Below are 12,228 nucleotides of genomic sequence, written 5' to 3'. Positions count from 1 at the left end.
AAATGACGTCGGATCAACCGTCTCGATTTGGTGACATCCGTTACATCCGTTTGCGGCAGCCGCTTCTTTACCTTTTGCCACATTACCTTTTGAATCAGTTGACAATTCGGCGAGCATTGCTGCATTCGATTTTTGCCCCTCAAGATTAATAGCAATCCATGGGCTTAAGTTTTTGATACCGTTACGTCCCATTTTTGTACCGTCCCATACGGCGATCGATACAGGAACGGTACCGCTCAAGTTTACATATGCGTCTTTAAGAGGACGGCTCAGTGTTCCACTCCAGCCGTTCGCTGTATACGTCATAGCTGAGCTTGATTTGACAGAACCGTCTTTGATTTCGGTCAAAGAACGGTACCCTTCACCGACAAAAACTTTCTCATAGTCGTGATTTGCCAAAGCTGCCACTTTCGCGTCGAATTCAGCCAGTTCTTGACCAAATACTCCCGTTTGCTGGCGATTGATCTGATGAGCAACGTCTTTATTACCGTTTGGCTCGTACACTTTCTCCATTGCTTTTTGGAGGTGTACGACTACCGGACGGCCGGTTGAACCCATACCGATGTATGGAAGTACTTGTGGTACTTTCGTTACCCCAGCAAATTGAACGGCAAAACCGTCACTGTAAGAGGTTGTCGAGACATTCGATTGCACATCTTTCGTACCGTCAGCCCATTTAACAAGCAAGGCAATGTTTTTGCCATCATAAAGGGCAGCAACCTGTGCTTTTTTTGCTTTCGGATTTACATTTTCAGGAAGCGAATTGGCTTTTTTATCGTTCATATAGATTGCGGTTTGCGGATAAAGCATTACGGTTTCAAACTTTGCTTTTGACCATACAGCCGAATCAGCTTTAATCGTATCCAAAGGTTCAGATACTTTTAGTGCTGTAATCGCGGGATCAGCCGCGAGTGCCGCAGAAGCGGCAAGACCCAATGAAAGAATAGTTGTAAGAAGCTTTTTCATTAGTGGTGTCCTCCAGCTTTTGTAAACTTACCGGCGATGTAACGTGTATCGACCGGAGCCAATGGGTTACGTTTATTCTCTTTCGCTACTTGTTGGTAGTAGTTGTTGTCCAAACGGAACATATCGGAGTGTTGGTATGCGATCAATAGATCCATAAGCTCACTTACACCGGTCTCTTTACGCTTTTTCATCTCCGCTTTAAGTGTTTTAATCGCAGCATGAACTTCCGGTCCGAACAATTTTTCAAGTTCGCCAATCGGAAGACGGGTTGAGCCCTCGATGATTTTACCCTCAGCGTCAAATTTCGCCGGAGATTCGGTCGGAGGGATATAGTATACGTTTGGTTGCGTACCGTAGTCTGAACGAAGACCCAACGCTACTTTGTATTTGTGTACCAATTTGTGGACTTGCGATTCTTCATCATCCAAGAATCCGACAAAACGGATACGTCCGACACATTGTTGCGCACATGCCGGTGGCAAGCCCTGCTCAATACGTGGGAAACAAAGGATACATTTCTCTGATTTAGAGATTTTCGGATTGAAATAGATCTTTTTGTATGGACATCCCGCGATACAGTAGCGGTAACCTTGACAACGATCCAAGTCAACCAATACAACCCCGTCTTCTTCACGTTTGAAAATCGCATCACGAGGACACGCACTCAAACAGCCCGGATTTGTACAATGGTTACAAATACGCGGCAAATAGAAGAAATAGTTGTCTTGCGGGAATGCACCCGCACCTTCGTCCTCATCCCAGTTCGGTCCCCATGTTGGAGAAACGTGCGGATGAAAATGGTTGCTGTCGCTTTGTCCGCCCATCAATGATTCGTAGTTGTAATCCCAAGGTACCCCGTAATCGGCTTCGAGGTTAGGGATTACACCCGGCTGAAGGTCACCTGCAGCGTCAAATCCGCCGCCAAGTTCCATCCAGTTTTTTGGATAACCGGTACCTGGATAGGTCTCAACGTTATTCCAATACATATATTCACGACCGTTACGGTTCGTCCATTGCGTTTTACATGCTACGGTACATGTTTGGCACCCGATACATTTGTTCAGGTCCATTACCATTGCTAATTGTCTTTTAGACATCTAAACCCCTTAATACTGTACGTCTTTTGCTTTTTCGTAATTCACGGCGCCATCATAAGCGTACTGATTACCATCCCATAGGCCACCAAATTTCAAGTGCCCCCATCCATCAGCCATCTCAAGCAGATTCAATGACGTTGGTACAACTTCATTGTGCCCTTTGTTTTTCAAATACATGTACGGTTCCCATCCATGCTCAAGAACCAACCCATCTGCCGGTGCAGATGAAGAGAGTTTCGCCATCGCATAGAACTCGCCGAGAGCATTGTAAATGCGGATAGTTTCACCATCCTTAATCCCTTTAGCTTCTGCAACCACACGGTTAATTTGTGCTGCAGGGACGCCGCGCTGAAGACGCAATAACGTACGTGACGTTTTGTAGTTCGAGTGGATAGACCAACGAGCATGCGGTGTCATAAACACATACGGATAGTCTTTCGACTGCGGACGAATCCCTTCCATACCTGTGTTGGTTGCCGCACCCATTTTGATGTACATCTCATGGTCAACGTAGAATGTTTGACGACCTGAAACCGTCTCTAAACGCTCCATTTTATACAAATGGTCTTCGTTCGAGTTAAACGGACGGTCAGAATACAATGGAGATGATTTTGCCGCTTTTTCATTGATCAGCAAGAAACCGCCCACTTTGTACATTTTCTCCATCGTCCACGGCTCATACTGCTCACATTTTTCCAATGCCGCTTGTACTGCCATTTTATCGGTTCCGAGGTAGACTTCACCCGCACCCTCAGACTCGGCATCGGTGTTGGTAAATTCTTTGTGGAAAATAGTCAAATCATGGAAACCCGGTTTCGCGAATTTCGGATGATCTTTAACTTTTGCTTTAGAGATGTTTTCGGAACGGTTTGCCAACTCTTCCATTTTCTTAGCCAAGAAAGTGAACATTGACCATTCATCCATCGATTCACCGATGTTTTTGATATTTGCAACCGGCTGAGCCAAATTGGTGAAACGGTGATAACCCGGAGAAGTACGAAGGTCATACACTTCATAGTGTGATTTCGCCGGAAGCAAGATGTCAGCATATTGTGCCGCTTCAGACATACGGTAATCAACATACGCATAGAATTTCGTTTTGTTCAAGAACGCTTTACGATATTCATTCCCTTTGTTACGACGGAATTTTGAGTCGGCTACGATAAGAGCACAATCGGGCTGCCACCACGGTTTATTCACATTACCGTGTTTAGACGCTTGGTTCACTTTATCGTTTTCACCTGATTTAAGCATTTCGCCCAATACCGCCATGTACTCTTTTTTAGACATACCGTTTTGAGCGCGTTTAACGTCTTCGTCGCCGAAGTATTGATCAAACGTTTTCATACCGTCACCAAATACGAACTCACCGACGAAACCTGATCCGAAACGTGCGTTGTATTTGCCGCTAAATCCAGAAAGTGCACCCAAACCTGAGAGGGTAAATTCATTTTCCGTATTAATCCCGCCGTATGGTCCCATACGTCCTGTCAAACCACAGATCGAAGCGATGTTCCAAATTGTCATTACACCGTTGAAATATTTGTTCAACGAGAATCCGGTTGTGATCTCAACGACTTTAGGGATCGCGATATCACGTGCAAGCTGACGAGTCGTATCAGGGTGAACACCGGTCACTTCTTGGATCGATTCAGGGCTGAATTTTGCCGCTGATTTTTTGAGCATTTCGAATACCGTGGTCACGTTACGATCGTGCCCGTGCATATCTTTAATTGTCCATGACCCTTCGAGTTCAGGAACAATACCGTGATCATCAAGGCGGAGTGATTTCTCACTGCTCCCCTCAGTACCCGGCATCAATGCAACTTTACCGGTTGCTTTATTCATACAATAGAATTCTTCATTGTATTTGTGATGATCTTCATCATTCGCGGCATGTTCCATGTCGGTGCGACGGATCATTTTTTGAGTTTTAGTATCAACCAAGAACGGAAGATCGGTCAAGGTTTTCATAAACTCTGGTTTGTAAAGTTTTTCGTTCAAAATAACGTTGATAACACCCATTGCAAGGATATTATCTGAACCGGCTTTGATCGGGATCCAAAGATCGGATGATTTAGCCGTTGCATTGAACTCTGGGGTAATCGTGATGATTTTTGCCCCGTTGTATTTCCCTTCCCACACGAAGTGAGCATCCGGGATACGAGAAACCGATGGATTTCCGCCCCACATTACCGCAGTATCGACGTTATACATGAAATCCCATGTACAACCAAGGTTACCTTCACCGTACGCAATCGCCGCACCCGAGAACATATCTCCGAGGTAGGATGATGGGTAAATACGAATCGCACCAAGCTGTGTCGAGAAACGCAATGGCGCACCGCGACGACCTTCAGTAAGAAGACCCGTACCGGCGTGAACCATCAATTTGTCCGGACCGCGTTCAGGATCAGTCATACAATTGAAAATCTCTTGACATACACGCTCAGCCGCTTCATCCCAGCTAACACGTTTCCATTTACCTTCACCGCGTTCACCGACACGAACCATCGGGTAAAGAATACGATCTTTTTGGTACATAACTTGTGAATGCTGTACCCCTTTGTTACATCCGCGAGGATTAAAGTCAGGGATTTTTGCATTGATTACCGGATAACGAGCCGATTGGTTCTCACGGGTTACAACACCGTTATGAGACCAAACTTCCCAAGCACAGTTACCTTGACAGTTAACACAGTGGTATGCAAACCCGTGTTCCTCTTTCTTCCCATAAGTAAACGAAAACTCGTTACGATACATATCTTCAGTATAGTTGGTATTCGGATAATTTTCTTTACCGTTTTCAACTGACATTACATTGGTTTTAGCGAATAGTGAACCTTGTGAGGCTACTAACGCTGCCGTCATCCCTGAAACTTTCAGGAAGTCACGGCGTTGATTGTTCATTACTTTTGTCATAGTCTTAGCCTTATCGTTTAATCGGAAGGTTCATGTCGTTACCCCAAACATCCCAGCTTCCTGTGAATACTTTGACGTTTTTGTAACCCAACAATTGAAGTGCCGTAATATGTTCCGAACTTCGTCCCGCACCTACGTGACAGTATGCGTAAATTGTTTTGTCCGGTGTAATACCATAGTTATCGTATACTTTTTGAATCTCAGCCGCTGATTTGAAAGAGAGCTTTTTATCAGCATCAGAGATTTGGCTCCACTCGATAAATGTTGCACCCGGAACGTGCCCGCCGCGTGCAACGTTATCCATTTTACGTTCACCGACGATCTCGCCGATACCGCGTGAGTCGATAATAACGTATTTGGATTTTTTACCGTTTTTAAGGATATCTTCCATCGCGTGTTTCACTTCATTTTTATCCGCGATAACATTCCATTTGATTTTCTTAGGATCAATTTTATAGGTTTTTGGCGTTACAACTTCATCCCCTTTGACGACAAGAAGACGAGATTCAACCTCTTTCATTTTTGTACTAAGTACTTTTGCATCATCAGAGGATTTTTTAATTGTAGCATCAAGAGAAGCTTTGTCAGCACCCTCTTTTTTAAGTGCTTCTTTTGCATCTTTCTCTGCTTTTTTAGCTGCTTTGAGATCTTTGTTCAATGCATCGTACTCTTTTTGAGCCGGATCGACCGCCATCATAGCCGCACGCCCGCCGTTTAGTACTTTTACATTTTTATGACCATAGCTGTCAAAAAATGAATACACACCCGTTGCATTCGGACCTTTGAAGTCATCGTACGCAATAACCATCATATCATTGCTGATCCCTTTTTTACCGATTGTCTGTTCGGCATCATCGATACAGCGATAAAGGGGTGCACAGTGCATCTCACCATCAATCTCTGAATGGTGAAGGTGGTGAGCGTACATCTCAACCGACCCTTTAATATGGCCCAATTTATAAATATCTTCGTTATCACCCGATACGAACATCACTTTTGGATTACCAATCAGCTTGACCGCTTCTTCGGCAGAGATAAGAATATTATTATCCTTATACCCATCGGCTGCCATTAGTACGGTCGATGCCGACAGTGATGCCGCAACACATAGTGTTCTTAGCAATCTGTTCATCCGTGCTCCTTCTTCTATTTGAATCTGCACACATTGGTGCGTTAATTTACGGAATTACCGCTTCCATTATAGAGATGAGACTCTTAATAAACGGTAAATTACTTTTTTTGATACACACTAGCATTACAATTTGTTACATATTTATCACAAAATCGAAATAAAGCATGATTGCCCGTTATTTTACGTTTTCTTATACAGCTCACCCTTTTTTTTGACTTACATGCTATAACTAATACTTACATTTTAATCACTTTTTGATAGTATGACGATTATTTTTATCACAATAATATGAAAGGAAATAATTATGGCTGACACTGCTCTTCGCAATGCTATTGCGGCTTCTGATACCGCAACATTAATCGAACTTCTCGAAGACAAAACTCTTCCTATCGAAGGGGTACAATCCATCTATAATGCTTTTAAAGCCGATAAACAACTCGTAGGGCAAGTGGCAATGAACCTATCCTTACGTACTTCTGTCTATGAACGTGAACGTGAGTACAGCCCTATCATGGTTGAACTTTTGATTGATATCGCTAGTAACCCCGTTGATATGGGAGCACGCTGGGCCGTTGCCAAAAACCCGCATACGCCGGTTGAAGTGCTTCGCCACCTCGCAACCGATTCTATCAATCTCGTACGTGCGCTTGTTGCTGCTAACCCTTCAACACCGAGTGATGTATTGGAAAAATTCTTTAGCGATGAAAAAATTGTCCGTGACGGTCTTTCAGGCAATCCGAACACCCCTCCTAAATTGCTCAAAATTTTATGTGATGATAACGATAAAATGGTTCGGATGCGTTTGGCTGAAAACCGTTCAGCTCCTAAAGAGATTATCACGACCCTTCTGGGCGATAACGATCCCGATGTTGTCAAAGCGGCACATGCCAATTTGGGAGAGCGTGAATGAAAAAACGCCATTTTGAAGAACGCAGCCAATTTATGACCTTAGAAAACCATTTTCTAAACACTTTTTTCTCAGGTCTTTATCTCAGCGCAACCGATTTCATTGCTATTGGCAACGCTAACGGATTAGAACTTCGAATGCATTCACGTGAGATGCTTATCAAAGATTTACTCAATGAATCGAACAAAATCGGTACACTTCAAGGAGTTATCGCATCGTTAAACACTCTGATTGACGAACGTATTAATACATGCCATCGTTTAAGCCTAGAATACCCGTCGTCGCGAGCCGCACTGGCGAAACTAGCACAAAAAGCCAACGGAACAAAAGCCCTGTTGGCTCGTGAAGCGAGAGGAAATCCGTATGAACACTAAAGAATTAACCGATGCACTCCAGTCTCTCCCGTATCCGGGCCTTAGCCGCAGCCTCGGTGAACTCAAACTGATTTCCGAAGTCAAAGTAACCGGCACTCATGCAGATATCGAGCTTCTAACCGTTAGTGACGACTCGTATCTCACCGTAAAATCAGCCATTGAATCCTCTTTTAGTGAACAATTTGCCACCCTCAATATCACAAAAAAAGCTCAAATACAAAAAGACACCAACTACGGAAACAGTGCCAACCCGAATAACCGTGCACCGTATGCTGCAAATGTTATTGCGGTTACAAGCGGTAAGGGGGGAGTCGGTAAAAGTACCGTGAGCGTCAATCTCGCCATTGCTCTGGCTCAAAAAGGATACCGTGTAGGTATTTTGGACGCCGATGTTTATGGCCCTAACGTTCCCCGTCTCACGAACACCGATTTGGAAAAAATCCGCTGGAGTGATGATAATAAAATCATCCCGAGTGAAAACTACGGCCTTAAAATTATGAGTGTTGCACTCACTACCCCTACGTCCGATACTCCACTCGTTTGGCGCTCATCCGTTGCAGTCTCCGCACTCATCCAGTTTCTTGAAGACGTAGAGTGGGGAGAACTCGATTTTATGGTGATCGATATGCCTCCGGGAACCGGTGATATCCAACTCACCATGGCGCAAGAACTTCCTATCACTGCGGGGGTAATCGTTACTACTCCACAACTCGTAGCCAGTGATGACGTCAGCCGCGCTATCCGAATGTTCCAAGACATCCATGTCCCGATGGCGGGATTAGTGGAAAACATGAGCTATTTTGTGGCTCCTGATACCGGAACACGTTATGATATTTTCGGAAGCGGCGGCGGTGCACGATTAGCGGAGCGTTATAACATCCCCTTATTAGGGCAGATTCCTCTCAATATGGACATCCGTGAAGGGAGCGATAACGGTGAACCGCCGGTTGTTTTGGGAAGCGATGAATTGAAAAGTTATTATCGTGAAATTGTAGAGAATATGTTGAAAGCGGTGAAGTTTAAAGTATAAAAAAGCAGTCATGCCGAACTTGATTCGGCATCTCTCAGACCCTGAATCAAGTTCAGGGTGACAAGGTAGATTTATTTAAAAATCTTCTTCAAATCATTTTCAATCGCACCCGGTACGGTTGCAATCGTCATAAATTCAGTCATTGTAAGCAACGGATAACTGATCGCGATAAAATATTTCGCACTGAGTGCTTTTGCTTTACCATCTTCAATCAATACTGCCCACGGAAGCAATTGTCCGTTTTGAGTTCCGATTTTTTTTACAAATCCGTTTGTGCGGCGTTCTAAATCAACAAAAGCAACATAACGGTCATCCCCGAGTTTTACAACGGCCGTGGTCCCTTTGGCTTTTTGTGCTTTCGCTACCAGATCAGCGGTAGAACCTTCACCCACAACACTCATATCTTCATAATACGGCATTCCAACCATAAAGTGGTATCCCGCTAATCCATCAAATTCCCATTTGTCGGTTGACTCTTTTAATGGGCCAAATGCTTTTCCGAGTGAAGCAAGTGTTGCCGACGCAACTGCGTGGTTATACTCTTTTTGCATAAATGCTTTTCCGAAATAAACCGGATTGGCGATACTGATTTGTTTACGCTCATCATCCACCAAAATACGTCCTACCGCTGCAAGGCCGCGTGATGGTTTATTTGCCATTGCTTTCATTGCGGCATTGGTATAAAGCACAGATGTTCCCGAATCGGTTTTATACGTACCGACTACATCAAAACCACCAGCAGAAAGTTTTGCTTTTGCCTCATCTACCGTTACGTACGAAGCAATTTTATAGGTTGCAACCACTTTTTCAACTTTTACGCCTGCTTCGGCTTCAGGAGAAGTTCCCGCGCAGCCGCAAAATCCGATAACAAGTGCACTCATGAGTAGTGTATAGAATTTTTTCATAGCTCTTTTGCTCCCAATTCAGTCATAATTTTTACAATCTCTTTGTCAAGCGCCGTGATTGAATCGTTCATTTTTTGATCTTTAATCCCCATAACCGCTGTCCAAGTCGCAAGACGCGGCATACCGATCATCAATTTATTTGACCCTTTTTCAACATACATGTACATTGAACATGGTGCTAAAGCACCTGCATCCGGACGGCCTTGGTTAAAAATCCCTTCCGAGAATTTAAAATGACAGAGAGAATAAACCCAATATGCATCAAAACGGCCAAATTCAATATTTGCATCGTTCATTGAGCCTTTAATATCTTTATATCCTGCAATGATATATTGATTGGCTTCAAATACTTCTTCAAATTTACCTTGGAAATCAGCGATGAAAGCATCCAAACTCGCACCACGCTCAAACGTAAGCTCAAATGTCATCATAGGTTTCGCCGGAAGAGCACTGTATTCTACGATCTGAACTTTAGATCCGATCTCTTTTTCGATCATCGCATCGAGTTCAGGAAACGTTGCGATAAATTTAGCACGTACATCAGCATCTTTAACACCGGTAATATCAAGCATAGTTTCCGGTGTGATGTGACCTACATAGGTTTTATCTTCACTCTGTTTTTTATAAACATGGAGATTAAATGGACTGAATCCACCCAGACTCGGCTCTTTCATAAGCAATGGTCCCACTGCCGCATCTTTAGTGACCGAGAAAAATCCGAGATTATCGAGATTTGTCCCGCCGTATTTGGTTTTGTACGCATCATTAATACGCTCATGCGGGTCTGAGAGGACAAAGCCGATGGTTGTGATCTTATTATTAACCATATCCATATACGCTTTTTCTTTATCGCCGTCACCGATATAAAATTTTGCCCCTTGGGCACCAAATGCCATTGACGCTGCGAGCGATAGTGCCGCCGCACCTAGTAATAGTCTGTTAAACATAAGATTCTCCTCCGTATAATCGCTTTTGAGCCGTAATTATGCCCTTACGAATGTAAGAGTTATTTTATCACAAAGACATCAAAAAAACGATAATAACAATTCATGATCTGTGAACTCTAATTATCGCTGAGAAAAGTGAATGGATTGTGAATCATGGTTTTCGTCATTGCGGACTGAATCCGCAATCCTGAGATCCTGAATCAAGTTCAGGATGACGTAAAACTTCTTAGAAGTTGAAGTTAAGTTGTGCTGTCACTGCATCTTGGCTATGTTTTGTTTTAACATTACCTGCAAGACCTGCTCCAGTTGCACCAAAAGACTCTTCCGTTTCTGGGCTATAAGAGTATGCTAGGTCGACTGATGTTGTTTTACTAAACTCATATGTTCCACCAACAGTATAATGATCTTCTACAATTGCTGGGAAGCCAAGAAGATTTAATACGTTCAATACATGGCCGGTACCAGCGCTTGATTGCTCTTTAATTGGGCTACTTGCATGGTTATAACCGAGGCGTGCCGCCCAATTTCCAGCATCATATTCATAACCAATAACATAAACGTTTTGATCTTCCCATTTAAAATCTTTATATCCATTTGCATCTGACCATTTGATTTTTTTATAATCAACAGCAAATGTATGTTCACCCATTTTATACGATGCACCTACACCCATTTCAGCAGGTTGTTCAAGATTATCCGCAAGAGTCAATCCGAACCCTGTTCCAGCTGTGCTCAACACTTTGTCATACGTCATATCAATTGCTGATTTATATACTGCACCCAAAGTAAAATTTGACATTCCATAACTTGCACCAAGACTGTAACCCATACCAAGATCTTGAGCTACACCTGTTCCCGTAGCACCAGCACCGGTTCGATATTGAATATCCAATGATCCGTATTGCATAATTGGAGCAATTGCAACCGTAAAACCATCTGTACTATATGCCAATGGAACAGCAAACTGCATCAATTGAAGATTTGTCACCATATTGAAGTTTCCGGTTGTTGTAGCTTCATCACGATAATCTGTACCCATACCAGCAGTACCATACATACCAATACCCCAGGTAAAATTATCTGATACTTTCTGTGCAATTGCTATTTCTGGAATTACTGACAGATCAGCATCACTACTAATAAAGCCAGCACTCATACCTGCGCCAGTGTCTGTAGAAACATCAGGCATAAAGACGGTTCCACCGAAAGATACTTCAGTTCCTTTTACCGTAGAAATCATTGCAGGATTCGCAAGCGCTGATTCTGCACCATGAGACATACCAATACCGGCACCACCCATACCGCGTGCTTTCGCACCAACACCGATCAGATTATCCCCATTTGTTGCAAATGCAGATGTAGCACTAAGAGCGATGGCAGCAGCTACCGCGATTTTGATTGAACGTTTCATTAACTCTCCTCGATAAGTTTATAGATTGAGCTTGGATCAGCTCGCTTACACCACCATTATAGGTCTGATAAAATTAATCGAAACTTAACACGAAACTATCACATTATTGTATTTTCTTATAATAGAGATCATATCTGTAATATGACGACTTATATCTTTTACTTATCAGCAATAAAGCGTCAAAAAGAGTAGAATTTCTTCATTTATGGAGTATAAGTTGTAAATCGTGATTTTTATGTAAGTAAATGAATAAATAACGAATTTGTCACATTGTGCAATAATGTAACACATTGCGTGACATATTTGTGATACTCAGTAAGGAATGAAATAGAGATTAAAAACAGAGAATGAAAAAAAGAGGGTATTACAAGTCAATATAGGATTGTTTTATCAAGATGTAATAAATTAAATGATGATTATTTAAGAAGAAGTTGAAAGAAGGATAAATCTGAGGCCAGGCGGCGACCTACGTTTCCACACCTGAAAGATGCAGTATTATGAGCGATGAGGGTCTTAGCTTCCGGGTTCGGAATGGGA

Annotated in this window: 10 protein-coding genes; 3 read left to right on the top strand and 7 right to left on the bottom strand. The window is 43.0% G+C overall.

Annotated features, from left to right (window positions below):
• From A3G19_RS03170 to A3G19_RS03155, 4 genes are all read right to left on the bottom strand, one after another.
• A partial coding sequence (locus A3G19_RS03170) for an ethylbenzene dehydrogenase-related protein (RefSeq protein ID WP_294870521.1) occupies positions 1–966 on the bottom strand: 966 nt, incomplete at its 3' end.
• Entirely contained in the window at positions 966–2,063 is a 1,098-nt protein-coding gene (locus A3G19_RS03165) for a 4Fe-4S dicluster domain-containing protein (protein WP_015654731.1), read from the bottom strand. The genes A3G19_RS03170 and A3G19_RS03165, both read right to left, overlap by 1 nt.
• A gap of 9 nt (positions 2,064–2,072) precedes the next feature.
• Positions 2,073–4,985: a molybdopterin-dependent oxidoreductase gene (locus A3G19_RS03160; protein ID WP_294870519.1), complete on the bottom strand. Its 2,913-nt coding sequence runs from the start codon at positions 4,983–4,985 to the stop codon at positions 2,073–2,075.
• A 10-nt stretch (positions 4,986–4,995) separates the two neighbouring features.
• Positions 4,996–6,117 (bottom strand): rhodanese-like domain-containing protein, encoded by a 1,122-nt coding sequence (locus A3G19_RS03155; protein WP_294870517.1) that lies wholly within the window; start codon positions 6,115–6,117, stop codon positions 4,996–4,998.
• A 304-nt stretch (positions 6,118–6,421) separates the two neighbouring features.
• On the opposite strand from A3G19_RS03155, the gene A3G19_RS03150 reads away from it, so the two are divergent.
• From A3G19_RS03150 to A3G19_RS03140, 3 genes are read left to right on the top strand one after another with little or no spacing between them, the layout of a single operon-like run.
• Positions 6,422–7,027, top strand: coding sequence for a hypothetical protein (locus tag A3G19_RS03150; RefSeq protein WP_294870515.1), 606 nt, complete (start codon positions 6,422–6,424; stop codon positions 7,025–7,027).
• Positions 7,024–7,398 (top strand): hypothetical protein, encoded by a 375-nt coding sequence (locus tag A3G19_RS03145; RefSeq protein ID WP_015654735.1) that lies wholly within the window; start codon positions 7,024–7,026, stop codon positions 7,396–7,398. Before A3G19_RS03150 ends, A3G19_RS03145 begins: the two co-directional genes overlap by 4 nt.
• Positions 7,388–8,428, top strand: coding sequence for an Mrp/NBP35 family ATP-binding protein (locus tag A3G19_RS03140; protein WP_294870513.1), 1,041 nt, complete (start codon positions 7,388–7,390; stop codon positions 8,426–8,428). Before A3G19_RS03145 ends, A3G19_RS03140 begins: the two co-directional genes overlap by 11 nt.
• A 71-nt stretch (positions 8,429–8,499) precedes the next feature.
• Here A3G19_RS03140 and A3G19_RS03135 read toward each other — a convergent pair whose 3' ends face one another.
• The 3 genes from A3G19_RS03135 to A3G19_RS03125 all read right to left on the bottom strand — a co-directional run bounded on the left by A3G19_RS03135 (position 8,500) and on the right by A3G19_RS03125 (position 11,691).
• A complete protein-coding gene (locus A3G19_RS03135; RefSeq protein WP_015654737.1) occupies positions 8,500–9,333 on the bottom strand; it encodes a hypothetical protein in 834 nt (277 codons plus the stop codon).
• Positions 9,330–10,280 (bottom strand): hypothetical protein, encoded by a 951-nt coding sequence (locus tag A3G19_RS03130; protein ID WP_294870511.1) that lies wholly within the window; start codon positions 10,278–10,280, stop codon positions 9,330–9,332. The genes A3G19_RS03135 and A3G19_RS03130 overlap by 4 nt, the downstream gene beginning before the upstream one ends.
• A gap of 226 nt (positions 10,281–10,506) precedes the next feature.
• Positions 10,507–11,691: an outer membrane protein transport protein gene (locus A3G19_RS03125; RefSeq protein ID WP_294870509.1), complete on the bottom strand. Its 1,185-nt coding sequence runs from the start codon at positions 11,689–11,691 to the stop codon at positions 10,507–10,509.
• Between the last annotated feature and the right edge of the window lie 537 nt (positions 11,692–12,228).

The sequence above is a fragment of the Sulfuricurvum sp. RIFCSPLOWO2_12_FULL_43_24 genome, from assembly GCF_001829605.1.
Classification (GTDB): Bacteria; Campylobacterota; Campylobacteria; order Campylobacterales; family Sulfurimonadaceae; genus Sulfuricurvum.
This window is presented reverse-complemented; position numbering and strand designations above follow the sequence as displayed.

Bases quoted from the DNA above. Each gene is read 5' to 3' on its own strand.
- A3G19_RS03125 (WP_294870509.1), bottom strand. From the start codon at position 11,691: ATGAAACGTTCAATCAAAATCGCGGTAGCTGCTGCCATCGCTCTTAGT.
- A3G19_RS03130 (WP_294870511.1), bottom strand. From the start codon at position 10,280: ATGTTTAACAGACTATTACTAGGTGCGGCGGCACTATCGCTCGCAGCG.
- A3G19_RS03140 (WP_294870513.1), top strand. From the start codon at position 7,388: ATGAACACTAAAGAATTAACCGATGCACTCCAGTCTCTCCCGTATCCG.
- A3G19_RS03150 (WP_294870515.1), top strand. From the start codon at position 6,422: ATGGCTGACACTGCTCTTCGCAATGCTATTGCGGCTTCTGATACCGCA.
- A3G19_RS03145 (WP_015654735.1), top strand. From the start codon at position 7,024: ATGAAAAAACGCCATTTTGAAGAACGCAGCCAATTTATGACCTTAGAA.
- A3G19_RS03135 (WP_015654737.1), bottom strand. From the start codon at position 9,333: ATGAAAAAATTCTATACACTACTCATGAGTGCACTTGTTATCGGATTT.
- A3G19_RS03155 (WP_294870517.1), bottom strand. From the start codon at position 6,117: ATGAACAGATTGCTAAGAACACTATGTGTTGCGGCATCACTGTCGGCA.
- A3G19_RS03165 (WP_015654731.1), bottom strand. From the start codon at position 2,063: ATGTCTAAAAGACAATTAGCAATGGTAATGGACCTGAACAAATGTATC.
- A3G19_RS03160 (WP_294870519.1), bottom strand. From the start codon at position 4,985: ATGACAAAAGTAATGAACAATCAACGCCGTGACTTCCTGAAAGTTTCA.